A 24,933-nucleotide genomic window follows, 5' to 3' on the forward strand; every position below is an offset into this window, starting at 1 on the left:
CTCTCCAGAGGTTTACGCTGAGAAGACTAAGAAAGCTGACGCTTAAATTTTAAAGTTTTAGAAAAAACTATTCCAAACAAACAACATAGAAGCCTGCTCATACCTAGAGCAGGCTTTCTTCGTTTATACACAATGCTTGGGACTTCCTTTGCAGTTTTTAGGCACGGATTACACGGATTACACCACACCCCTTTCTAAGCTCCTTAACCCCATAAAACCACGAAAAAACTTTAATTCTACCCTTCTCGGCAAAAAAGTTGCCAAAATCTTGCGCTATCACAAATATTTTTTGTACTTTTGCCTTCAAATAGGAAAATTAATATAAAAAAGAAATATTATGCTTACACTTAAACTCATCAGTGAAGAAACTGAACGTGTAGTTAAAGGTCTCGAAAAAAAGCATTTCCCAAATGCTCGTGAGGCCGTAGAGAAAGTTTTGGAGTACGACAAGATTCGTCGTGAAGCTCAGCAGAAGTTGGATAACAACAAGCAGCAGGCTAACCAGTTTGCTAAGCAGATTGGTGCCCTTATGAAGGAAGGTAAGAAAGAGGAAGCTGAGAGCGCAAAGGCTCAGGTAGCTATGCTCAAGGCAGACGCCAAGGCTCTTGAAGAGATCATGGAGAAAGCACAGAACGATATGACAAACCAGTTGCTCGAAATTCCTAACATCCCTTGCGAGCAGGTTCCTGAAGGTAAAGACGCAGCCGACAACGTTGTCGTGAAAGAAGGCGGCGAAAAGCCAAACCTCGGCGAGGATGCTCTCTGCCATTGGGATCTCTTGAAGAAATACAATCTTGTAGACTTCGACCTCGGCGTTAAGATTACTGGCGCAGGTTTCCCTGTATATATCGGCAAGATGGCTCGTTTCCAGCGTGCGCTTGAGGCATTCTTCCTCGATGAGGCTCGCAAGAGCGGATATCTGGAGATTCAGCCTCCTTACGTAGTAAACGAGGACTCTGGTCGTGGTACCGGTCAGTTGCCAGACAAGGAAGGCCAGATGTATCATGCTAATCTGGATAATCTCTTCCTCATCCCTACTGCTGAGGTTCCAGTTACCAACATCTTCCGCGATGTTATTCTCGATGAGAAAGATCTCCCTATCAAGCGTTGTGCTTACTCAGCTTGTTTCCGTCGTGAAGCAGGTAGCTATGGTAAGGATGTTCGCGGCTTGAACCGCTTGCACCAGTTTGACAAGGTAGAGATTGTTCGCATCGATAAGCCAGGTCACTCTTACGAGAGTTTGAACGAGATGCTCGACCATGTTGAGGGTCTTTTGAAGAAGCTGGAGTTGCCATACCACATCCTCCGTCTCTGCGGTGGTGATATGAGTTTCACCTCTTCTATCTGCTACGACTTCGAAACATGGAGTGCTGCACAGGGACGCTGGTTGGAAGTTTCATCAGTATCTAACTTCGAGAGCTACCAGGCTAACCGTCTCCACTGCCGCTATCGCCATACAGATGACAAGAAGATTGAGCTTTGCCACACTTTGAATGGTTCTGCTCTTGCCTTGCCACGTATCGTAGCAACCATCTTGGAGAACAATCAGACCCCAGAAGGAATCCGCGTACCTAAGGTATTGGTTCCATACTGTGGTTTCGAGATGCTTGATGACAAAAATTTCGATTAATTTGAAGTATCGGTAAGACATCCTGTTTTTCTCGATTATACAAAACATTCGAAAAACAAAAATAACATATATTGTACGAGGATAACTTCGACTGCCACAAAGGTAGCCGATGTTATCCTTTTGCATTTTATGTACCATGAAGCAAACTCTAAACTGCTAACCAGAAATATTAATATATCAGCATTAAGAAATTTAATAGCCCATGAACAAGATTATCAAGAAAGTACCATACTCAGAGAAAGTATTCCGCTTCGATGTAGAAGCACCACTTATTGCCAAGAGCCGAAAGGCAGGTAACTTTGTTATCATCCGTGTAGACAACAACAGCGAGCGTATGCCTCTGACCATCGCTGATGCTGACATAGAGAAAGGAACCATCACACTGGTTGTGCAGAAGGTAGGTCTTTCATCTACCAAACTCTGTGCATTGAATGAAGGCGATGAAATTCACGATGTGGTGGGACCACTTGGAAATCCTACACATATCGAGAACTTCGGAACTGTCATTTGTGCCGGAGGTGGTGTAGGCGTAGCTCCTATGCTCCCTATCATCAAGGCACTGAAAGCCGCAGGAAACAGAGTCCTTTCCGTAATTGCGGGTAGGAACAAAGACCTCGTGATTATGGAAGATGAAGTGCGTGCATCTAGCGATGAGCTCATCATCATGACCGATGACGGAAGCTACGGCGAGAAGGGTGTTGTAACCGTAGGAATCGAGAAGTTTATCAATCAGGAGCATATCGATAAGGTTTTCGCCATCGGTCCTCCTATCATGATGAAGTTCTGCTGTCTCCTGACCCAGAAATATAATCTTTCCACAGACGTTTCGCTCAATACCATCATGGTGGATGGAACCGGTATGTGCGGTGCCTGCCGTCTGACCATCGGTGGCAAGACTAAGTTTGTCTGCATCGACGGTCCTGAATTTGACGGCGCCCAGGTAGACTGGGATGAGATGTTCAAGCGCATGGGCACTTTCAAGGATGTTGAGCGCGAGGAGATGGAACACTTCGAAGAGCACCTTGCAACTGTAGACGCAGAAAAGAAGAAAGAAACTACGGATGTAACCATGGACGTAGAACCTACAGATGCGAGCATCGAAGAGTTGACCGACCGTAACGCAGAGTGGCGCAAGGAGTTACGCGCTTCGATGAAAGCAAAAGAACGCACAGCTATAGGGCGCGTAAAGATGCCAGAACTCGATCCTCTTTATCGTGCCACAACCCGTACGGAAGAGGTAAATATCGGTTTAACCAAGGAAATGGCTTTGACCGAAGCCAAGCGCTGTCTCGACTGTCCTAAGCCTACCTGTATGGAAGGTTGTCCTGTAAGCATCAACATTCCTTCCTTTATCAAGAATATTGAGCGAGGCCAGTTCCTAGCCGCAGCCAAGGTTTTAAAGAACACCTCTGCCCTACCTGCCGTTTGCGGAAGAGTTTGCCCACAGGAAAAGCAATGCGAAAGCAAGTGCGTACATCTCAAGATGAACGAGCCTGCTGTAGCTATCGGATATCTGGAGCGTTTTGCTGCCGATTACGAACGCCAGAGTGGAAACATCTCTGTACCAAAGTGCGATGAACCTAATGGCATCAAGATAGCCGTAGTTGGTTCAGGACCTTCCGGATTGAGTTTTGCAGGCGATATGGCAAAGAAGGGATTCGACGTTACCGTCTTTGAGGCTTTGCACGAGATTGGCGGTGTATTGAAATATGGTATTCCTGAATTCCGTTTGCCTAATGCTATCGTAGATGTAGAGATTGAGAATCTTCAGAAGATGGGCGTAAAGTTCATTACAGACTGCATCGTCGGCAAGACCATTTCCGTAAAAGACCTGGAAGAACAAGGATTCAAGGGAATCTTCGTTGGTTCAGGTGCGGGTCTGCCAAACTTCATGAACATTCCAGGAGAGAATGCCTTGAACATCATGTCTTCTAACGAATATCTTACCCGTGTAAACCTGATGGATGCAGCCAATCCTCATAGCGACACCCCTATCAACTTGGGTAAGAAGGTGGTTGTTGTAGGCGGCGGAAATACAGCTATGGACAGTTGCCGTACTGCAAAACGACTCGGAGCAGACGTAACCTTGGTATATCGCCGTTCGGAGGCTGAAATGCCTGCCCGACTCGAAGAGGTGAAGCATGCCAAGGAAGAAGGTATCAACTTCTTTACATTGCACAATCCTAAAGAATATGAGGCAGACGATAAGGGCGCAGTAAAGGCTGTAGTTCTCGATGTGATGAAGCTTGGCGAACCTGATGCCAGCGGCCGTCGTCGTCCAGAAGCTACAGGAGAGACCATCACGCTGGAGTGCGACCAGGTAATTGTTGCCGTAGGAGTAAGTCCTAATCCACTCGTTCCACAGAGTATCGAGGGATTGGAACTCGGCCGAAAGAACACCATTGCCGTAAACGACCAGATGCAGAGTTCCATCGAAGAAATCTACGCTGGCGGCGATATCGTACGAGGAGGAGCCACAGTAATTCTTGCCATGGGAGACGGTAGAAAGGCCGCTCTCAATATGAGCGAAAAATTATTGAATAAATAAGAAATAAGAAAACGGGAAACAATAAAGGGCAGCCATGCATCACGCAGACTGCCCTTTCCTTTTCTCGTATGTAATGTTATAAAATGAAATGTAGTTCGTACATATATTTATTAATAATTGGACTCAAACACTATTTCAGATTAATACGAAGTCCGAACTGGAGATTAAAATTCCACTTCTTATCTTTAAACGTATTTTCTATTTCGCTGCCATTATCAAAATAATATTTTGCACCTGGCTCAATATAGAAGCCCACTTGTGGTGTAACATCATACTGTGCGCCAAGCGAAGCCTTACCCGAGAACTGAACGCCATCACGTTTCACGTCCTCTTTATGACCAGAAACCTTAGTATCATTCTTTACGTTGAAATCGGCTTCTCCACCCGCCATTACGTACGCATGAAAGCCACCCGTGCTCCAAACCTCATAGTTTAAACCAAGTGGAACACCCACATAATGCAAAACCTGATGTGTATCAAAATCTGAAACACCATAAGATTTGAAATCAGAAGCAACACGCGTATAAACGACACCGGTACTCAAAGACAAACGAGGCGCAAGTCCGATGCCAACCTGAGCACCTATAGCCAAAGGAGCATGATGTTTCGCTTCAACATATTTCGGTATTGCATATCTTAAAGGAGAAGCAGCAGCCAGGAAAACACCATGATCAGCAAAGCCGCCACCAGCAAGAGGATCAGAAGACGCATACATGCCGTTTGACATTCCATCGCTGCCAGTACCCAGACTTACATTTTCTGCATACAGGTTCATGGTCCAAGTCTGTTCATACTTGTCTTTATAACTGCGTTCAAAATGATCATCGTACACCCTGCCAGCATAAAGTTTCTGCCTATCATCTGCTTCTAACGGTTTGGTTGCATTTGAAGAAGCAGCCATCTGTCTTTCTGAATCCTCATTTTGCTTTTGCAAAACAGATAATTCCTGATCATTTGCCTCTGCATCAACAGGCCGTTCTGGCATTTCTACCTCTGCTGCAAGCATTATTTCGTTATCATGATCCTCAGCAACAATCCTATCTAGAGAAGATACTGAAGATCTTCTATTGTTCAATTGACGCCCTACTAAGTGGTGATTCGACTGATGTGCAGATTCAATGTTTTCAGCAAGCAAGATTGCATTTTTACTTCCTGCCAATTGCGCTTCTGCACGAACAAAAGAAGTTCTATCAGAACCTGCAACTTTAGAGAAAGGACTCTGAACAGCCAAGTTTGCCTGTTCCGGTTCATCATCATGCAGATAAACATAACTGCCTCCTACTCCCAATAAAGCAATAGCTGCAGCTACTGACCATCTTTTCAAGACAACATAACGAGCCTGTGATCTCTTTTTTACATCAGTTTCCTCATCACCAACCTTTTTAGACTGAGCAAGCGATTGTTCTATCTCAGCCCACAAGTCGTGGCTGACAGGCTCTTGGTAGTCTGCCAACTGATTTCGAAGTTTATTTGTCCAATCGTTACTCATTACTTTTCTCGTTTATATGATTCAACTCTTTATTATCATTACAATCTGCCTGGCTCAGATAATCTTTTACCTTTTTGCCTAACAGCTTTTTCGCCCGCAAATATTGTGAAGCAGAACTACTTTCCTTGATGCCTAACAGCTGTGCTATTTCTTTATGACTTTTCTGTTCAAAAACAAACATGTTAAGAACCAGTCTGTAACCATCAGGCAATTCTCCTATCATCCTTGTCAGTTCTGCAGGCGGAACTCTTTCTACTTCAGGCTCTTCATCCTCAATATCATCGGGAACTTCGTCCATGATAGTGAAGCGCTTTTGCTGCCTTACAAAGTTGACAGCTTCATTTGTCACTATCCGCAAGAGCCAAGCCCGGAGAGCGCCCTCACCCCGATATTCAAATTTAGAAATACCGGAAAAGACTTTTATAAAACTGTCTTGCACTACATCTTCAGCATCATCGCGCACAGGGACATACCTCAGCGCTACGGCCATGGCATACCCCACATAGCGTTCGTACAATCTGTGCATGGCTGCCCGACTGCCGCTATTGATGTCGTATAAGAGTTCCTTTTCCGATTCCAATTTCAAATCCTTTTTAATGATTAAACGATATAAAGAGAAAACCTTGCATCAAAAATGAACTTTTTTTTGATGCAAGGCACTTTTTTTATATTTTTACATTATTCTATAGAGAATACCTTACCTTCCTGAGTAAGATAACTTTCTGCAAACACCTCTTTAGCTTCATTCAACAAAACCTCTTCATTATTATATCTTGCACTATAATGTCCCAAAAGAAGTTTGCCTACTCCCGCATTTCTGGCGATAGTAGCAGCCTGTCGAGCCGTGCTGTGATAATAGAGTTTAGCCCTGTCCTCATTCTCCGAAGTATAGGTACTCTCATGATAAAGCACCGTAACCCCCTTTACCTTTTCTGCCAAGTTGGGAACAAAGCGGGTATCACTGCAATAAGCATAACTGCGAGGACAAGCGGCAGGCATTACCAATCTGGCATTAGGTATTACGTCACCCTCCTTCGTAGTCCAGTCAGCTCCATTCTTGATGTTATTGATCTGGCTTACAGGAATCTCGTAATAATCTATCATATCACGACGGATATGAGGCAATGTCGGTTTCTCTCTGAAGATGTAACCACAACAAGGCACACGATGCTGGAGAGGAACGGTTTCTACAGTTACAGAATGATCTTCATAAACCACTTGCGACTTTTCTGTATCTACAGGAACAAAATCTATTTCATATTCCATTCCCTGCATAAAGAAATCAATCTGGCGCTTAAACAAATCTCCGTAACTTTCAGGCGCATAAACTTTTAGCTTAGCCGTTCTACCCAGCATACCAAAGGTAGAAAGAAGTCCCAGCAAGCCAAAGCAATGGTCACCATGAAGATGCGAAATAAAGATTGCATTTATCTTAGCAAAGTGAACATGAGTGCGACGGAACTGCATCTGGGCACCCTCTCCACAATCCACCATAAAGCATTTGCCCCGCATCTCAACAATCTGAGCCGAGGCACTATGCTTAAGTGTGGGCAAAGCACTGCCACACCCCAAAATATGTACTTTAAATGGTTCCAAAACTAAATCATAAATTACAGATTCAACATGATGACGTTACTCCTGGCGCTTGAAAACAAAGATGCCCTGAGTATTCTCCAACATAAGACTGTCAGAACCCAACTTGTCAATAGCAAAAGTATCCTTATTCAGCAAGAGTTTACCATTGAGAATCTTCCAACTAGTCCAAGGATTAGTTTCTGCTTTCACATTGTTCTTCACCTCTCCACCTTCCAGAATGTCAAAATTCTTATCCAGAGAAGTCCATTTACCCAAAAGGGAAGTCAGGTTGATAATCTTCTGGGCCATCATCTCTCCATCCGCAGCCTTATAACCGATAAGAGCAATACGGTCGCCAGCCAGCAATCCTCCCTGAACAACATCAGGATTCTCATCGTCAATAAACACCGAAAGGGTGTCACCATCATCAGAAATCAGCTCCAGATTATGCATAGAGGTTCCCTCACCGCATACACCATAGATGGTAGAATCGTTCATCGCATCTTCTACCTCTACAGAATCGGTTGCACTGATAACAGGAACATTATTTTTGTTCTTACAACTGTTGGCTGCGAAAAGCGCCACCAAAGCTATTGTTACATAAACTAATTTCTTCATAACTCTTTAGTTTTTATTATTATGTTGATGAGTCGATAAGATTATCTGATTCACCGTTATTTATCATTCTTTTTCTCCTGAAGTTTTGCTTCATCCCATAGTTTATCCATTTCTTCTAAACTCATATCTTTCAAGTTCTTACCTTGTTTCAAGCTATGATCTTCAACATAATTGAAGCGACGGATAAACTTCTGGTTGGTTTTCTCCAGCGCATTATCAGGATTGAGTTTATAGAGACGTGCTGCATTGATTACAGAGAAGATGAAATCGCCCAATTCCCGGGTAGAATTCTCCTTATCGCCTTTAGCCAGTTCCACCTTGAGTTCTTCCAATTCTTCCTGTACTTTGTCCCACACATCTTCTTTTTCTTTCCAGTCGAAGCCTACATTTCTAGCCTTGTCCTGAATGCGATAAGCCTTGATAAGAGACGGGAGAGAATTAGGTACACCGCTCAACACCCGTTCATTTCCATCCTTCTCCTGCTGCTTGATCTGTTCCCAGGTTTTCTCAACAGAAGTCGCTGTTTTCGGCTTGCTAGCGCCAAGAGCCAGGGTTTCTTCCGAACTGGCAGTTCCAGTCTCTCCATTCCCTGCATCTGACTCCTTATAAACAACCTGTCCTTCATCATTGATGAACATATCCGGATTCGAAACCGTCCAGTTTCCTTCCTCCTTCCAATTGATGAAAGGATGGCGGAACATCAGTTTGTCAGCTTCCTGATTACAAACATCACAAATATCGAACTCGCCGTCTTCACGACCGATAATGCTATAGAACATCACGTGCTCCAGCACATCGCCCAACTCCTTCTTGATATCTTTGTAATCGCGCTTCATCAAGGCATCACAAAGTTCGAAAGTCTCCTCTATCGTATTCGGACGAAGACTCTCGAATGTCTGCTTCTTATCCCATGGACACTGCAGGCGCAAACGGTCCTGTACATCCAGCAAGCGGCTGAACGCCGCTAACTTTTCTTCTTTTGTATGCATAATTGTAACCTCACATTAAAGATTATCTTTCCATTTCTTGCCTGCCTTCGTATTGAGAAAAATGGCAAAAGACAATGCAAACACAAACATCATTACATTAAAAAACAAATATGCTTCCATAACTATGACTTTTTATACTTCAACAAATCATTGGCACTATATCCAAGTAAGAACCCGCATATTGAACCAACAAAAAAACACACTATATTAAGCCAACCGAAATCACCTCCAATTACCAGAGGCGACAAACCTCCCACGGCAACGCTGCCAAACATCAGCTTCGCCATATCATAGAGAAAACTGGCTAGCATTTTTCTCCTATCTTGTTCCGTTACTTCTTTTACTGCATTACTAACCATCGTTTTGTGCAAAAATTAATAATTTTGATGCAAAGATAATGTTTTTCGCCCAAAAATTCGTATCTTTGCACCGTTTTTTAAGGAAAAAGAAAGAAAAAGAATAAAAATTAGATAGAAACAATGGAATTAGCAAGTAAATACGATCCACAAGCAGTGGAAAGTAAATGGTATCAGTACTGGCTCGACAACAAGCTTTTCAGCTCTAAGCCAGATGGTCGTGAACCTTATACAGTGGTTATCCCTCCACCAAACGTAACGGGTGTGCTCCACATGGGACACATGCTCAACAATACTATCCAGGATATTCTCGTTCGCCGTGCACGCATGGAGGGCAAGAACGCATGCTGGGTGCCAGGTACTGACCATGCCAGTATCGCTACCGAGGCAAAGGTGGTAAACCGCCTCGCCCAGCAGGGCATCAAGAAGACCGACCTTACCCGCGATGAGTTCCTCAAGCACGCTTGGGACTGGACTCACGAGCACGGTGGCATCATCCTCAAGCAGCTCCGCAAACTCGGTGCCAGCTGCGATTGGGATCGCACAGCATTCACCATGGACGAGACTCGCTCTCGTGCCGTCATCCACGTATTCTGCGACCTTTACAAGAAAGGTCTCATCTATCGTGGCGTGCGCATGGTTAACTGGGACCCTAAGGCTCAGACTGCGCTCTCTGACGAGGAGGTAATCTATAAGGACGAGCACTCTAAGCTCTACCATCTGAAGTATTATATAGTAGAGCAGGACTGCCAGCAGGTGGATGAGGAGAACGTGATGCACAAGGATGAGAAGGGTTACTATGCTGTAGTAGCAACAACCCGTCCTGAGACCATCATGGGCGACTCTGCCATGTGTATCAACCCTGAGGATAAGAAGAATACCTGGTTGAAGGGCAAGCACGTCATCGTGCCTCTCGTAAACCGCGAGATTCCTGTCATCGAGGATACATACGTAGATATCGAGTTCGGTACTGGTTGTTTGAAGGTAACTCCAGCTCACGATATCAACGACCACGCCCTCGGTTTGAAGCACGGTTTGGAAACCATCGACATCTTCAACGATAACGGTACCATCAGCGAGGCAGCAGGTCTCTATGTAGGTATGGACCGTATGGATGTGCGCAAGCAGATTTCCATCGACCTTCAGAACGCCGGTCTGATGGAGAAGATTGAGGACTATAATAATAAGGTGGGCTTCTCTGAGCGTACCAATGTGCCTATCGAGCCAAAGCTCTCTACACAGTGGTTCCTCAAGATGCAGCACTTTGCTGACATCGCCCTCCCTCCTGTGATGGACGACGACATCGAGTTCTACCCTAAGAAGTATAAGAACACCTATCGCCACTGGTTGGAGAACATCAAGGACTGGTGTATCAGTCGCCAGCTCTGGTGGGGTCACCGCATCCCAGCTTACTACTTCGACAATGCCGGCAAGAAGGATTTCGTGGTAGCAGAGACTGCAGAGGAGGCTCTGAAGCTCGCTCAGGAAAAGAATGCCAGCATCAAGGCTGAGAATCTTGAGCAGGAGAGCGACTGCCTCGACACCTGGTTCTCTTCATGGTTGTGGCCTATCTCTCTGTTCGATGGCATCGAGAATCCTGACAACGAGGAGATTAACTACTACTACCCTACTTCCGACCTCGTAACAGGTCCGGATATCATCTTCTTCTGGGTAGCACGTATGATTATGGCTGGCTACGAGTATCGTGGCAAGATGCCATTCAAGCACGTATATTTCACAGGTATCGTTCGCGATAAGCTCGGCCGCAAGATGAGCAAGAGTCTCGGTAACTCACCAGACCCATTGGATTTGATCGACAAGTTTGGTGCCGACGGCGTTCGTATGGGTATGATGCTCAGCGCTCCAGCGGGCAACGACATCCTCTTCGACGAGAGTCTTTGCGAGCAGGGACGTAACTTCAACAATAAGATCTGGAATGCCTTCCGCCTCGTCAAGGGTTGGGAGACTGCAGATATCGAGCAGCCTAAGAGTGCAGAAATCGCCGTGAAGTGGTTTGATGCCAAGCTCAAGGAGGTGAACGAGGAGATGCAGAAGCAGTTTAAGGACTACCGTATCTCTGAGGCATTGATGACTGTCTATAAGCTGTTCTGGGATGAGTTCTCATCTTGGTACCTGGAGATGGTAAAGCCAGCTTACGGCCAGCCTATCGACCAGAAGAGCTACGACGCTACCCTCCGCTTCTTCGATGCCCTCCTGAAGATGTTGCATCCATTCATGCCATTCATCACCGAGGAGCTGTGGCAGCATATCTACGACCGCAAGGATGGCGAGAGTATCATGCGCGAGAAGCTAGAGATTCCTGCACCTACAGCCGAGGAGCAGAAGTTGGCAGCCGATATCGAGGCAGTGAAGCAGATTATTGCCGGTGTTCGTACCGTTCGCAACCAGAAGAACATTGCCCAGAAGGAGCAGTTGTCTCTACAGGTAGTAGGCAAGAACGATTTCGAGGCTTACAACGACGTAACCTTGAAGATGGCCAACCTCGACAAGATTGAGGTCATCGCTGAGAAGAGTGCCGATGCATCCAGCTTCATGGTAGGTACCGACGAGTTTGCCGTACCATTGGGCGACCTCATCGACGTAGCTGCCGAGATTGAGAAGGCAGAGGCTCAGCTCAAGCACCTGGAAGGCTTCCTGATGGGTGTACGCAAGAAGCTCAGCAATGAGAACTTCGTGGCTCACGCTCCAGAGAAGGTTGTTGCCCTCGAGCGCAAGAAGGAAAGCGACTCTGTTGAGAAGATTGCTGCCCTCAAGGCAACTATCGAGGAACTCAAGAAGAAATAATAGTATTATATTTAATGTTGAATGTTGAGTGTAGAATGTTGAATTAGTCAAGCTGATTCGTTAGCAAGATTGCAACTCAACATTCAACACTCAACATTTTTAATTATGATCAAGAAGCTTTTCACCTTATTTATATGTACGCTATCTCTTGCTACAACTTTCACCAGTTGTGGCGATGAAGCTATTGATGTAGAGAGCGTCAATAAGCAGACTATCTTCGTCTTCTATCCTTGGACGGGTGGAACCAACACTTCCGGTCTCACAAGTTATTTGGAACACAACGTTGACAGTATCTGCGAAGGTATTGTTGCCAAGAAGGGATTGAACAATTCGCGTGTAATGGTCTTCATGAGCCAGAATTACAAGAAGAGCTATCTCATTGATCTTCAGTATGACAGCAATAAGAAAGCCGTAATCCGCGACACGTTGAAGACTTACGATGAAGCAACATATACTACTGCTGAAGGATTTGCAGAAATTCTGAATGAGGTGAAACGCCGTGCTGAAGCCTTGAACTATTCACTCATCATTGGAGCTCATGGCTGCGGATGGACCTATAGCAGCGACTGGGTTAAGTATCCTTATATGGCAAGACCGAATGCCGGTTTTACCCAGAAAGGAAGCACCAGCTACCCTACTGCTACCGACAATTTCAGCGGAATACAGTTTGGTGCCGATCCCAACAAACCTGTCACCCGTTTCTTCGGAAGCGTGAGTTTAGAAGAAAACGCTCTCGACGTTCCTACCCTAGCCGAAGGAATCAAACTCAGCGGCACCAAGATGCAGTACATCCTTTTCGATGCATGCTATATGGGCAATGTAGAGACTGCATACGAACTGAAAGACGTCACTAATTTCATGATCAGTTCTAGTAGCGAAATAATGGGAGCCGGCGTTCCATACAAAACCGTATGGAGCTATCTTAACAATTCAGCACCTAACTATTCAGGATTTGTCAACGGAGTAGTCAATTTCTATAAGAATAGTAGCGATCCATTCTGCAACATGGCGGCCATAGACTGCCGTCAGATGGATAATCTAGCTAGTGTGATGAAGGAAATCAATAGCAAATATACCCTCTCATCATCCGTTCCGCTCGATTCCATACAGCCTCTGGATGGTTTCTCTCCCAACCTCTTCTACGACATGAGTGTATACGTAGACAGTCTTGTTCCGAGCGGCTCTCTGAAAGACAAATATACTTCACAGATGAAACTCACTATCAAAGCTGCTGCTCATACCGAACAGGCTTATACAGCGTTAAAGAGTTATAGAGGTACAACCTTTAAAGTGAAAAATTATTGCGGTCTTTCTATCTCCGATCCTAGCCAGCACAGCGTAGCTATCAAGGGAAGAGAGAAAACGGCTTGGTGGAAGGCTACACACTAATAAGCAATGAAGAGTGAAAGAAGCTCTGTATGGGCTTTTAAGAAAAAGATTATATAAAAGAATACATGATGGAATATTTTATCATTGAGAATAACGGACAGCAAGCGGGTCCATTCAGTCTGGAGCAACTCGTTCAGAAGGCTATCACACCCGAGACTCTTGTTTGGGCACAAGGCATGAAAGACTGGACTCCTGCTTGGAAAATAGCAGAACTGAAGACGGTTCTCGAAACCGTTGAAGCAATCAAGGCTAATGCAGCCAACAAAGAAGATGCAGAAGGAACATCAGCAGATGCAGCCGGTAACAACGGACCAGAAGCAGCAAACTTCCAGGCTGCAAACCAGCAGAATTTCCAGCAGGCACAGCAGGAGGCTTACCAGCAAGGCTTCCAACACGGCGCTGCCATGAACCAGGGCTACAGACAGGAACCGGAAAAGAAAAAATCGAGCAAGACTCTTTGGAAAATCATCTTAGGTCTTATCGTACTTCTCTTCCTGGTTTTCGCCATAACCAATCCAGGACCTGATGCTCATAAAGAAAAGGTAAAGACCGAGGCTGCCAAAGCCATCGACAAGGCAACAGAAACCAGCGACAACAATTTCTTCACCCAAAGCATCCGTTCCATCGCCAAAATGATGGCAGGAAGCGCTATCGATGAAGTGATGAACCAGCTCTTCGAATACCACAACTATATCGTATGCTCTAAGGGAACCGTGGAGTTTAATGGCAAACAGCACACCGTAAGTTTCGGTATTCTTGGCAGCGTTTACACGATGAATGCAGACGACATGGTGAAGGCGCTGGAAGGTGCCGACAATCTGCAGATAGAAGAAACCACCAGTTCATCAACCGATGAGACTCCTTCTGTAAGCGATAACAACGATGGTTCAGAAGAAGACGGACTGGGCGCTTCTGTACAGAAGAAACTGGAAGACAAGGCAAACCAGGCCATGGATAAGGCTGCCGACAAGGTAAGCAAGAAACTGGAAGAGAAAATCAACCAGAAGCTCGATGAAGCAACCGATTCTTCTACCGTAGAAAAGATTCTCGACAAGATTCTGGAACTGATCTAGCACCAGAAATCCAAAGAAACATAAGAAATATGACACATTTCTCAATATGGCAACATGGCGGCTTGACGTATATCAAGCCGCCATTGCTGTTTAGTTGACGTGTATCAAAAAAAGCCCCTTTTTCATCATTTTGTCATGTCTTTGTGACAGATATTCAAGAAAAAGGCATTACCTTTGCACCAGAAAACAGTGAGATTGTAATAAGGATAATGTAAAACAGGAGACCTCACATGGAGGCTCCACAAAGAAAGAAAGGAAACAAATTATGATGATGACAGTAATGATTCTTGCAGTTGTGGCAGTTATGATTGCCAAGGCTGTGAATGTAAACAACAACATGGAGATGGGCAAGTAAAATTGACCATTATTCATGAACAAAAGGAAATGGCAGAAATGCCGAGTATTAATTTTAAAAAAAGGATAACGATTATGAAAACAATTTATGCAAACATCAAGAAAGCCTTGAAGGTTATTCTTGCAGATTACATGACCGCAATGGAAATGTATGGTGAGGCTCTGAACAGAAGCCGTGGTTGTGCTTGCGCATAAGGGTTCCAATCCCTTCATGCTGCGGCATTGACTAGATTGAAAGCAAAAAAGTAATTACGTTAATTATAAAGAAAAAGCGTGTAAGTATGGTAACTTACACGCTTTTTTTTGTATCTTTGCAACCGGTTAGTACTAATTTTAAAAAGAAGCAAAGATGAATTCACAAGATATTATCAGCAGGCTGGAATCGAAAGGCATCCGACCAACCGCCAACCGCATACTCGTAATGAAGACCCTGATGGGCGAACAGAACCCACAGAGTCTGAGCAATCTGGAACGAAAGATGGTTTCGATGGACAAGTCGAGCATCTTCCGTACCCTTACCCTCTTTCTGGAACATGATGTGGTACATGCCTTCGAAGATGGGCGAGGCGTACTCTGCTACGAACTCTGCGAAGAAAAAGGGGCTTGCGATCATCACGACGGGCATATTCATTTCTACTGCGAATCTTGCCAGCGTTCCTTCTGTATGGAGGATATCCATATTCCAAGTTTCGAGCTGCCCGAAGGCTTTTACCCTCACTCTATTTCCTTTGTCATCAAAGGCGAATGCCCGGATTGCAGAAAGAAACACCAGTAAAGCGAAAGGTGCATTCTGAGTTAATTTAGCATAAATATTTTTGAAATTCTATTGTTTTTCCGATATTATCATTACTTTTGCAAGCAATTATCACGGGGTGCTGAAAGATTCGGCTGAGATGATACCCATAGAACCTGATGCAGGTAATGCTGTCGCAGGGATATTTGATAGCGCTTATCGCATAAAGCCCCTATTCCATCGGTTAAGGAATATCGAGTAATTCGATACCTGAACTGGGATTAGGGGCTTTATTCTTTCTCTTAAGGCTTTCATCTGGAAGTTCACCGTGTTTGATTACATATTATCATATCATCGCTTTCGGGCGATAGAAAAGCGTAAACAAACGGATTATTCATCATATAAAACGAACAGAATATGAAAGTAACTATCAACAACAAAGAGACCGAGACACAGGCTAAAACCATCAGGGAGTTAGCCCAGGAACTCGATTTGCCAGCTACAGGAGTTGCAGTAGCTATCAGTAACGAAATGGTGCCTCGTGATGAATGGGAAAACACAATCATCGCAGAAGGAGCAGACATCGTTATCGTAAAAGCGTTCTGCGGAGGATAACGGTCCCAGAATACTGCGGAAAAAAATCCACCCAAAAGTACTTTTCCTACAGAAATGAAAACAAAAATAACAACTCTATAATAAAACAATGGAAAAATTAGTAATCGCAGGCAGAGAGTTTAACTCACGCCTCTTCTTGGGCACAGGAAAGTTTAACAACAATGCCCTCATGGCTGAAGCCATCAAAGCATCAGAAACAGAAATGGTTACTGTTGCTATGAAACGTATCGAACTCGAAGACAAGCAGGACGACCTGCTCTCTCATATTGTGCAGAACCCAAATATCCAGCTTCTTCCTAACACCAGTGGCGTGCGCAACGCCGAGGAGGCTGTCTTCGCAGCACAGATGGCTCGAGAGGCTTTCGGAACCAACTGGCTCAAGCTCGAAATCCACCCAGACCCTCGCTATCTTCTTCCAGACTCTATCGAGACGCTGAAGGCTACCGAGAAACTGGTAAAGCTCGGTTTCGTGGTATTGCCATATTGCCAGGCAGACCCTACCCTCTGCAAGCACCTCGAAGAGGCTGGTGCTGCTACCGTGATGCCACTTGCTGCACCCATCGGTACCAACAAGGGATTGAGAATGAAGGACTTCCTGCAGATCATCATCGAGCAGGCTACTGTTCCAGTTGTAGTAGATGCAGGTATCGGTGCACCTAGCCACGCTGCCGAAGCTATGGAGATGGGTGCCAGTGCTTGCTTGGTTAACACAGCTATCGCTGTTGCAGGTGATCCTGTAGAGATGGCTAAGGCATTCAAGGAGGCAGTGGTATGCGGTCGCCGTGCTTACGAGGCAGGTCTCGGAGCCATCAGCGATTGTGCCGAGGCAAGTTCTCCTCTCACCGCATTTCTCAACGACTAATTATAATATAGATAATACAAAGGCATGAAGGATGAAGGCAAAGAAGCAAGAACGCTCTTTTTACCTTTTTACCCTTTTACCTTTTTACCTTTAAAAAATTATGCCAAACGATAAGAAAGCTTACGCCCAGAGAGAAAAGGCGTATATGCAGGGAAAACTCTTCCCACAGATCAAGGTTGGAATGACCAAGGTAAACCTCACTCCTACTGTTGTAAAGGATGAGCGCGGCATTCCACATACAGAACCAAACGCTCCGGTTTATATCTATGATACCAGCGGTCCTTACAGCGACCCTAACTATCAGGTAGATCTGAAGAAGGGCTTGCCAAGAATGCGCGAGCAGTGGATTCTCGACCGCAACGATACCGAGCTGCTCAAGGAGGTTACCAGCGAGTATGGCAAGCAGCGCCTTGCTGACCATAGCCTCGACCATCTCCGCTTCGAGCACATCCAGTTGCCTCGCCGTGCACAGGCTGGCAAGCATATCACCCAGATGGCTTATGCCAAGGCTGGCATCATCACTCCAGAGATGGAGTATGTGGCTATCCGCGAGAACATGAACTGCCAGGAGTTGGGCATCGATACCCATATCACCCCTGAGTATGTGCGCGATGAGATTGCCCGCGGACGTGCCGTTCTTCCTGCCAACATCAATCACCCGGAGAGCGAACCGATGATCATCGGCCGCAACTTCCTCGTGAAGATCAATACCAACATCGGTAACTCTGCCACTACCTCCAGCATCGAGGAAGAGGTGGATAAGGCTGTATGGTCTTGCAAGTGGGGAGGCGATACATTGATGGACCTCTCTACCGGCGACAACATCCACGAAACCCGTGAATGGATTGTGCGCAACTGTCCTGTACCAGTAGGAACCGTGCCTATCTACCAGGCTTTGGAGAAGGTAAACGGCAAGGTAGAAGATCTGAACTGGGAGGTATTCCGTGATACCCTCATCGAGCAGTGCGAGCAGGGTGTTGACTACTTCACCATCCATGCCGGCATCCGTCGTCACAACGTGCATCTCGCCGATAGCCGTCTCTGCGGTATCGTGAGCCGTGGCGGTAGTATCATGAGCAAGTGGTGTCTCTACCACGACCAGGAAAGTTTCCTCTATGAGCACTTCGACGATATCTGCGACATCGTGGCACAGTATGACGTTGCCCTCTCTTTGGGTGATGGTCTGCGCCCAGGCTGTATAGCCGATGCCAACGATGCAGCCCAGTTTGCCGAGTTGGATACCATGGGCGAGCTTATTACCCGTGCCTGGGACAAGAACGTACAGGCATTCATCGAGGGTCCTGGCCACGTGCCATTGCAGAAGATCAAAGAGAACATGGAGCGCCAGCTCGACCACTGTCACGAGGCACCATTCTACACCCTCGGTCCATTGGTTACCGATATCGCTCCAGGTTACGACCACATCACATCAGCCATCGGTGGCGCCCAGATAGCATGGCTCGGCACCGCAATGCTCTGCTATGTAACACCAAAGGAGCACCTCGCCTTGCCTAACAAGGAAGATGTGCGCACAGGTGTGGTAACCTATAAGATTGCCGCTCATGCAGCCGACTTGGCAAAGGGTCATCCAGGTGCAACCATCCGCGACAACGCCCTCTCCAAGGCTCGCTTCGAGTTCCGCTGGAGAGACCAGTTCCACCTCTCACTCGACCCAGAGCTTGCCTTGAAGTATTTCGAGGAGGCAGGTCATACAGACGGTGAGTACTGCACCATGTGTGGTCCAAACTTCTGCGCAGCCAAGTTGACACACGATTTGAGAAAGTTTAAAAAGTAAGAAAATGTTTTCAGACGAATTAAAGAAAATCAGTTGGGAGGAGACCACGGAGCGCATAGCTCGAATGACCGATAATGATGTGCGCCGTGCCCTTGCCAAGGACCATTGCGATGTGAACGACTTCATGGCGCTGATTTCACCGGCAGCCGAGCCATACCTGGAGGTAATGGCACGTCTTTCCCGCAAATATACCGAGGAGCGCTTCGGCAAGACCATGTCGATGTTCATTCCTCTCTACATCACCAATTCATGCTCCAACTCCTGCGTGTATTGCGGTTTCCATCGTGAGAATCCGATGGCCCGTACCATCCTCACCTCAGAGCAGATTGAGAACGAGTACAAGGCTATCAAGCAGTTGGCTCCATTCGAGAACATCCTTCTCGTTACGGGCGAGAACCCAGCCAAGGCTGGCACTCCTTATCTTGCCAAGGCAATCGATATCGCCAAGAAATATTTCTCTAACGTGAAGATAGAAGTGATGCCGCTCTCTACTGAGGATTACAAGACCCTCGCCGACCATGGTATGAACGGCGTAATCTGTTTCCAGGAGACCTACAACCGCGAACATTACAACCTCTATCATCCACGTGGCATGAAGAGCAAGTTTGAGTGGCGCTGCGATGGTTTCGACCGCATGGGTATGGCAGGTGTCCATTCCATCGGTATGGGTGTGCTCATCGGCTTGGAGAAGGAGTGGCGCACGGATGTAGTGATGATGGCTTACCACCTGCGCTATCTGCAGAAGCATTACTGGAAGACCAAGTACAGCGTGAATTTCCCACGTATGCGCCCTGCACAGAACGAAGGTTTCCATCCAAACTGCTATATGACTGACAAGCAGTTGGCACAGGCTACTTTCGCCATGCGTATCTTCGACCACGATGTAGACATCTCCTACTCTACCCGTGAGCCAGCCTACATCCGCGACCACATGGCAACACTCGGTGTAACTACCATGTCGGCAGAATCGAAGGTAAATCCTGGCGGCTACCATACTTATCCGCAAGCATTGGAGCAGTTCACCGTAAGCGATGAGCGTACTGCCAAAGTTATCAATGCCCGACTGAAGGAAATAGGCAGAGAGCCTGTCTGGAAAGATTGGGATGCCTCATTCGATTTGTTCGGAAATATCGCAAACGGATAGAGAAGGTATTATTAGACTGAACATATAAAAAAAAGAGTGTATCATAAATTCATGACACACTCTTTTTTTATATTGATATATTACAGATTACTCTGGCGAGGGCTTTGATGTTAATCAGGGCTCCCCCTTTCCCCAGGGGGTCCCAGCCCGCATAGGGCATAAATCTGTGTTTATCTGTGAGATCTGTGGGACAAAAAAAGCAAAGAAGAAATCTGCGTCATCTGCGCAATCTGCGTGACCTTACCCCCAGGGCCGCACAGGTCCAAAAATCTGTGTAATCCGTGCAATCTGTGTGCGCCCCCTCTTCCACCTTCCATAGCATGAAGTAGAACTACTAAGTCTTGAATTAAAGTCTACATAATTCCGTGGGAAGCTCCAATATCTATCAATCTAATGAAACTTCATTGTACCCCAACCAATTATTCCTCTTTGCCCCCAATTACATTCTTGATGATCTCATCCACAACATAATCAAAGTAACGAGCTTTTAAATACGTATTGTTACGTCTCATCACTTCATCAACATTAAACTGGTCAATTATATGAGTGACAAAGAATGAGCTTTTACTTAAAGGCTTGTTTAGCCAAGAATCCTCAATTGGTATTGTGAATTCCGGATAATGATTTTTGGTAGAGATCAGCACTGCATAAAACAAGCCATCTTCATAATCCTGCAAATACTCATTTGAAAGAATCAATGCAGGGTGTGGCAAGATGCTTCCATCAGGCAATTCAAATGGAACCTCTACAATTTCTCCTTGATTTACTCTAGTTACAGCCATTTTGACATTGCTTTAATTGTTCTTGGCGACTTCTTATGCTTATACTGTCGATAATCAATATTCGACAAATCAGGATGTTCTGTTTCATCCCAAGATGGGAATTGTGACAACTCTGCAGAAAGTTCTGCATCCGTCTTAGCACGATACTTGCTACGATATTCTTTTGCTGTTGCTGGCTTACCTTTAAGAATAACCAAGCAGGAATATAATTTATCAACATCCTTGGAGGAATATATTGCATCCATAAGACAATGTCTCATTTCCTGAACAGACAAAGAAGGCCTTACGACCGGAGTTGGCTCAGCAACCATACCAGCCGCAGCATTATCTTCTGTCATTTTATATCTATTTTCTTCCATACCTTTGTATTTTATGTTAGATGCCGCCAAAGTTACGCTTTTTCTTCGAAACCACCAAGAAAATCAAAAGAAATCTGCAACTTATCATCAAATTCTCCGGATATAAGCTGTAAACTATAAACTGTCAACTATAAACTATTAATTGTAAATTATAAACTCTCTCTCTCCGGCGGTCCCAGCCCGCACAACATGGCGAAGACCTTTGATGGTCCGCCAACCTTAGAGCGTAGCAGTTCTGAGCACCGGAGGGTGGTTACACCCTTCCCTTTTCGAGAAGGGAAGGCTTGGTTAGGATGTGGAGCTCTCCTTGCAGGAGAGACGGAGAGGTAGAAAAGTCAGCACTGAGGGCGGTTACATCCTTTCTCTTAATGGTTAAGGGAAAGGCTTGGTTTAGGATTAAGGACCCTCCCGCAGGGGAGGGACAGGTGGGGCAGATACAGCACTGTAGGGCGGTTACTCCTACAGCTAATTATTTTCCATCCAATTTTCAACAACAAGACCATTAAGCCTTCCTATGTGCTTAACGTTTTCTGTAACCATAACCATGTTATTTATGATAGCCGTAGTACCGATAACTATGTCAGCATCTTCAATAAGCAAACTTGACAGGTTCTGACTTTGACATTTTACTCTCGTTGATATTAGCTATAATATCTTCTGCCGACTGTTCGCCAACCCATGAACCACAGCAACGTTCTACCATTTCTTTAGTCCTATCTGCTGGCGTTTTAATTTCCTCAGCATTAGCTATCGACATGGAAAGTAAAGCAATAACCTCTATCTTATCTTCCTTACTTAACTTTTCGAGTTCATGCCAATGAGGAACCTTACTTGCAAGCCTATTACTTAAAGCAACTATATTCATAATTATCTTCTTTAAAACGTTCAACTTTGCCGCCAAAATTACGCTTTTTTCTTGAAACCACCAAGAAAATCAGAATAAATCTGCAACTTATCATCAAATTCTCCGGATATAAGCTGTAAACTATAAACTGCCAACTATAAACTATTAATTGTAAATTATAAACTCTCTCTCCCCCGGCGGTCCCATCCCGCACAACCTGGCGAAGACCTTTGATGGTCCGCCATCCTTAGAGCGTAGCGGTTCCGAGCACCGAGTAGGGCGGTTACATCCCTAATCCCTATGGTAGGGATTTAGGGCTTGGGTATAGGGTAAGGCCCCCCCGCTGGGGAGGGACAGGTGGGGCAAAAACAGCACTAAGGGCGGTTACATCCCCGCTTCCTGAGGTTTCTGTCCCCTACAAGGGGAACCGAAGGGGTCGTAAAGACTTTTATCTTATATAGCCCAACAAGTCAAGATACATCATCCTTGACTCCAAGTGTTCATCTTCAGGAATATGATTTGCTTCTTTCTCTAATTCTTCTGTTGAGTACAAGAATTTGAAGCCATTCTTTCCATAAAAACGTAATACATTTTCCTTGTTATAGGCATCAACCACAATAAAACGGCAACCAGTCTTATTATCAGGTAACAAAAACCAAGATATGATATAGTCTATTGCTTGTGAGCCAATACCATCATTAGTATCTTGAAAATTCTTCGCAACTCCTAGTCTTCCTATCAATACCGCCGGATAACTTCTTGTTCTTTTGGAATTCGGAATTTTCCTTTGTATTTTGTTTCTTGAAACATTTGGAATTAAAGCTGCCTTGATGCTGTCGTTAGCCAGAGTAAAGGCACAGACTATTTCATTCCTACCACTTCTTTCTGTAGCAAAGAAATATGTTTTCCCCAATAATTGTCCATCATAGAGACAAGCCTCTTGATGAAAGAAATCATCAAGGTCTTCATCGCCACAACAGAAAGAATCAAGCTCATTTTTTGTCGTAACACGATAAAGCGAGCAATTACTTTGCAAAAGGACTCTTTCCTCCATGCGCTTTCAAATTAGCAGTTGAACGAACCAATATTTTCTCCACATCAGCAAATGACATTCGCAAAGCCTTTCTTTGCGGATTACGTTCATTCTCCTCTGCCTCACGAACAAATCGTTTAGCAGTCTCACCTGTCAAAACAGGAATACTTCTTATCTCTAATGCCATAACCTTTCATTTTAAATGATTAAACTTATGTTGCAAAATTATGCATTTTCTGCGAAACCACCAAGGAAAATGCCAAAAATCTGCAAGTTACCAGCAAAATATCACTAAATAAAGTTATCCCCATGCGGTCCCAGCCCGCAAAACATGGCGCAGGGCTTTGATGCCCCGCCAACCATAAAGCGTAGCGGTTCTGAGCACCGGAGGGCGGTTACATCCCTTGCCCTTTTGGAAAGGGCGAGGGCTTGGAAGTGAGTTAAGGACCCTCCCGCTGGGGAGGGACAGGTGGGGCAAATACAGCACTGTAGGGCGGTTTCCCTCTTCTTCCCTGAGGAGAGAAGACCGAGATGAAAGGTGGAGCCTTCCTTAACGGTAAGGAAGGTTTCTGTCCCCTGCGAGGGGAACCGAAGGGGTCTTAAAGACTATTGAAGGTAGGTTTTCGAAAAAAGACATTATCTATCCTTATACATCTCCTCGTAATACTTCTGATACTCCCCAGAAGTAACATGATCCATCCATTCCTGGTTCTCGAGATAGCATTTCACCGTTTCTTCGATTCCCTCCTCAAACAGGAAAGATGGCTCCCAACCGAGCTCCTTCTGCTACTTGCTATAATCAATAGTTACGACATCTTAAACTATTAATTAAGATGATTATTTCCTTGATTCCGCAATAATAACTCCACAAAATCTTTTATATTTACAACAAAAATGCGAGGAAATTCAACCTCATTGAGAATTTTAAAGTGAGCATCATTACTCACTATACAACTTGCACCAGCAGAAAAAGCACAATCTACAAATTTGTTGTCATCCTCATCAGCTTGAATGAGATGCAACTTATAATAGGGTGTTACGAATTCCACATTCTTTTGATTTAGAATCACAGACACAACATTACTAGCAATATTTGCATTAGTCTTCTGCTCAATGATTTCTAAATACTCCTCAATAATTTCATTTGTGACGCACAAGGTCAATTTACCTTTCAAGAAATCATCCCAAATCTTACGATAAGGGCTTATCCTTGGAAGGCTCATCAATAAGCAATTAGTATCAAGAACTATCTTTCTCATTTGCCAGAAGTACGTAAATGTTCATTACCCCAGCTCTCTATGGTATCAAGAGTTATACTTCCATTATCGCACAACTCATCAATCCCCTCATCAACCTTCTTTGCAAAGTATTGAGAGAGAACATTTTCAAGATTATCTAATTCCTGTGGAGTCTTGATATAAGACATCATTTGAAGAATCTTCATCTGAGCAGGGTTAAATACAGTCTGTTCCATTCTATTTCAATTAAACGTTCAACTTCTGCCGCCAAAGTTACGCTTTTTTCTTGAAACCACCAAGAAAATCAAAAGAAATCTGCAACTTATCATCAAATTACTACAAGTTCAACTGTAAACTATTAACTCTAAACAGTAAACTATTAACTATAAACAGCAACCTATAAACTATTAACTATAAACTCTCTTCTCCCCCGGCGGTCCCAGCCCGCATAGGGCAAAAATCTGTGTAATCCGTGCAATCTGTGGGACAAGAAAAAGCAAAGAAGAAATCTGCGTCATCTGCGCAATCTGCGTGACCTTTCCCCCCAGGACCGCACAGGTCCAAAAATCTGTGTTAATCCGTGAAATCTGTGGGACAAGAAAAAGCAAAGAAGAAATCTGCGTCATCTGCGCAATCTGCGTGACCTTACCCAGGACCGCACAGGTCCAAAAATCTGTGTTAATCTGTGAGATCTGTGGGACA

23 protein-coding genes, 1 pseudogene and 1 riboswitch are annotated in these 24,933 nt (G+C 44.9%); of the genes and pseudogenes, 10 read left to right on the forward strand and 14 right to left on the reverse strand.

Annotated features, from left to right (window positions below):
• The first annotated feature begins 337 nt into the window (after positions 1-337).
• Positions 338-1,630: a serine--tRNA ligase gene (gene serS, locus ACWJAO_RS09425; RefSeq protein ID WP_006848685.1), complete on the forward strand. Its 1,293-nt coding sequence runs from the start codon at positions 338-340 to the stop codon at positions 1,628-1,630.
• Positions 1,631-1,832: 202 nt separating this feature from the next.
• Positions 1,833-4,178: a bifunctional dihydroorotate dehydrogenase B NAD binding subunit/NADPH-dependent glutamate synthase gene (locus ACWJAO_RS09430; protein ID WP_449140068.1), complete on the forward strand. Its 2,346-nt coding sequence runs from the start codon at positions 1,833-1,835 to the stop codon at positions 4,176-4,178.
• A 130-nt stretch (positions 4,179-4,308) separates the two neighbouring features.
• Here ACWJAO_RS09430 and ACWJAO_RS09435 read toward each other — a convergent pair whose 3' ends face one another.
• The 6 genes from ACWJAO_RS09435 to ACWJAO_RS09460 all read right to left on the reverse strand — a co-directional run bounded on the left by ACWJAO_RS09435 (position 4,309) and on the right by ACWJAO_RS09460 (position 9,208).
• Positions 4,309-5,667 (reverse strand): hypothetical protein, encoded by a 1,359-nt coding sequence (locus ACWJAO_RS09435; protein WP_449140069.1) that lies wholly within the window; start codon positions 5,665-5,667, stop codon positions 4,309-4,311.
• The gene (locus ACWJAO_RS09440) at positions 5,660-6,253 is read right to left on the reverse strand and encodes an RNA polymerase sigma factor (RefSeq protein ID WP_449140070.1); all 594 of its coding nucleotides are present in this window, start codon (positions 6,251-6,253) and stop codon (positions 5,660-5,662) included. The genes ACWJAO_RS09435 and ACWJAO_RS09440 overlap by 8 nt, the downstream gene beginning before the upstream one ends.
• Positions 6,254-6,345: 92 nt before the next feature.
• Positions 6,346-7,263, reverse strand: a complete 918-nt coding sequence (locus ACWJAO_RS09445) for a ribonuclease Z (protein WP_317603642.1) — start codon at positions 7,261-7,263, stop codon at positions 6,346-6,348.
• Positions 7,264-7,299: 36 nt separating this feature from the next.
• Positions 7,300-7,860 (reverse strand): hypothetical protein, encoded by a 561-nt coding sequence (locus tag ACWJAO_RS09450; protein WP_449140071.1) that lies wholly within the window; start codon positions 7,858-7,860, stop codon positions 7,300-7,302.
• A gap of 56 nt (positions 7,861-7,916) precedes the next feature.
• The gene (gene mazG, locus ACWJAO_RS09455; RefSeq protein WP_449140072.1) at positions 7,917-8,849 is read right to left on the reverse strand and encodes a nucleoside triphosphate pyrophosphohydrolase; all 933 of its coding nucleotides are present in this window, start codon (positions 8,847-8,849) and stop codon (positions 7,917-7,919) included.
• A gap of 122 nt (positions 8,850-8,971) precedes the next feature.
• Positions 8,972-9,208: a hypothetical protein gene (locus ACWJAO_RS09460; RefSeq protein ID WP_449140073.1), complete on the reverse strand. Its 237-nt coding sequence runs from the start codon at positions 9,206-9,208 to the stop codon at positions 8,972-8,974.
• Between the two features lie 120 nt (positions 9,209-9,328).
• On the opposite strand from ACWJAO_RS09460, the gene ACWJAO_RS09465 reads away from it, so the two are divergent.
• The 8 genes from ACWJAO_RS09465 to thiH all read left to right on the forward strand — a co-directional run bounded on the left by ACWJAO_RS09465 (position 9,329) and on the right by thiH (position 19,975).
• On the forward strand, positions 9,329-12,010 hold the full coding sequence (locus tag ACWJAO_RS09465; RefSeq protein ID WP_449140074.1) for a valine--tRNA ligase: 2,682 nt from the start codon (positions 9,329-9,331) through the stop codon (positions 12,008-12,010).
• 105 nt (positions 12,011-12,115) lie between these two features.
• A complete protein-coding gene (locus ACWJAO_RS09470) occupies positions 12,116-13,399 on the forward strand; it encodes a clostripain-related cysteine peptidase (RefSeq protein WP_449140075.1) in 1,284 nt (427 codons plus the stop codon).
• A gap of 65 nt (positions 13,400-13,464) precedes the next feature.
• Positions 13,465-14,472: a GYF domain-containing protein gene (locus ACWJAO_RS09475; RefSeq protein ID WP_449140076.1), complete on the forward strand. Its 1,008-nt coding sequence runs from the start codon at positions 13,465-13,467 to the stop codon at positions 14,470-14,472.
• Between the two features lie 703 nt (positions 14,473-15,175).
• Positions 15,176-15,601 (forward strand): Fur family transcriptional regulator, encoded by a 426-nt coding sequence (locus ACWJAO_RS09480; protein ID WP_117692436.1) that lies wholly within the window; start codon positions 15,176-15,178, stop codon positions 15,599-15,601.
• An 83-nt stretch (positions 15,602-15,684) separates the two neighbouring features.
• Positions 15,685-15,779, forward strand: a riboswitch (TPP riboswitch).
• Between the two features lie 197 nt (positions 15,780-15,976).
• A complete protein-coding gene (gene thiS, locus ACWJAO_RS09485) occupies positions 15,977-16,174 on the forward strand; it encodes a sulfur carrier protein ThiS (RefSeq protein ID WP_006848697.1) in 198 nt (65 codons plus the stop codon).
• Positions 16,175-16,262: 88 nt separating this feature from the next.
• Positions 16,263-17,036, forward strand: coding sequence for a thiazole synthase (locus ACWJAO_RS09490; RefSeq protein WP_022121898.1), 774 nt, complete (start codon positions 16,263-16,265; stop codon positions 17,034-17,036).
• Positions 17,037-17,136: 100 nt separating this feature from the next.
• The gene (thiC, locus tag ACWJAO_RS09495) at positions 17,137-18,831 is read left to right on the forward strand and encodes a phosphomethylpyrimidine synthase ThiC (protein WP_449140077.1); all 1,695 of its coding nucleotides are present in this window, start codon (positions 17,137-17,139) and stop codon (positions 18,829-18,831) included.
• Between the two features lie 4 nt (positions 18,832-18,835).
• A complete protein-coding gene (gene thiH, locus ACWJAO_RS09500; protein ID WP_449140078.1) occupies positions 18,836-19,975 on the forward strand; it encodes a 2-iminoacetate synthase ThiH in 1,140 nt (379 codons plus the stop codon).
• A 419-nt stretch (positions 19,976-20,394) separates the two neighbouring features.
• Here thiH and ACWJAO_RS09505 read toward each other — a convergent pair whose 3' ends face one another.
• From ACWJAO_RS09505 to ACWJAO_RS09540, 8 genes and pseudogenes are all read right to left on the reverse strand, one after another.
• Positions 20,395-20,757 (reverse strand): type II toxin-antitoxin system PemK/MazF family toxin, encoded by a 363-nt coding sequence (locus ACWJAO_RS09505; protein ID WP_449140079.1) that lies wholly within the window; start codon positions 20,755-20,757, stop codon positions 20,395-20,397.
• On the reverse strand, positions 20,748-21,116 hold the full coding sequence (locus ACWJAO_RS09510) for a hypothetical protein (protein ID WP_449140080.1): 369 nt from the start codon (positions 21,114-21,116) through the stop codon (positions 20,748-20,750). The genes ACWJAO_RS09505 and ACWJAO_RS09510 overlap by 10 nt, the downstream gene beginning before the upstream one ends.
• 589 nt (positions 21,117-21,705) lie before the next feature.
• Complete coding sequence (locus tag ACWJAO_RS09515) at positions 21,706-21,981, reverse strand: hypothetical protein (RefSeq protein ID WP_449140081.1); 276 nt, start codon at positions 21,979-21,981, stop codon at positions 21,706-21,708.
• A gap of 427 nt (positions 21,982-22,408) precedes the next feature.
• Positions 22,409-23,014, reverse strand: coding sequence for an N-acetyltransferase (locus ACWJAO_RS09520; protein ID WP_449140082.1), 606 nt, complete (start codon positions 23,012-23,014; stop codon positions 22,409-22,411).
• Positions 22,986-23,180 carry a hypothetical protein gene (locus tag ACWJAO_RS09525; RefSeq protein WP_154482375.1) on the reverse strand — a complete coding sequence of 65 codons (195 nt, stop codon included), beginning with the start codon at positions 23,178-23,180 and terminating at the stop codon, positions 22,986-22,988. The genes ACWJAO_RS09520 and ACWJAO_RS09525 overlap by 29 nt, the downstream gene beginning before the upstream one ends.
• A gap of 449 nt (positions 23,181-23,629) precedes the next feature.
• A pseudogene (locus tag ACWJAO_RS09530) lies at positions 23,630-23,779 on the reverse strand (dTDP-glucose 4,6-dehydratase); the annotation flags it as partial.
• 38 nt (positions 23,780-23,817) lie between these two features.
• Entirely contained in the window at positions 23,818-24,252 is a 435-nt protein-coding gene (locus ACWJAO_RS09535) for a putative toxin-antitoxin system toxin component, PIN family (protein ID WP_449140083.1), read from the reverse strand.
• Positions 24,249-24,467 (reverse strand): hypothetical protein, encoded by a 219-nt coding sequence (locus ACWJAO_RS09540; RefSeq protein ID WP_117588186.1) that lies wholly within the window; start codon positions 24,465-24,467, stop codon positions 24,249-24,251. The genes ACWJAO_RS09535 and ACWJAO_RS09540 overlap by 4 nt, the downstream gene beginning before the upstream one ends.
• Positions 24,468-24,933 lie beyond the last annotated feature (466 nt).

It is taken from the genome of Segatella sp. (genome assembly GCF_977051555.1).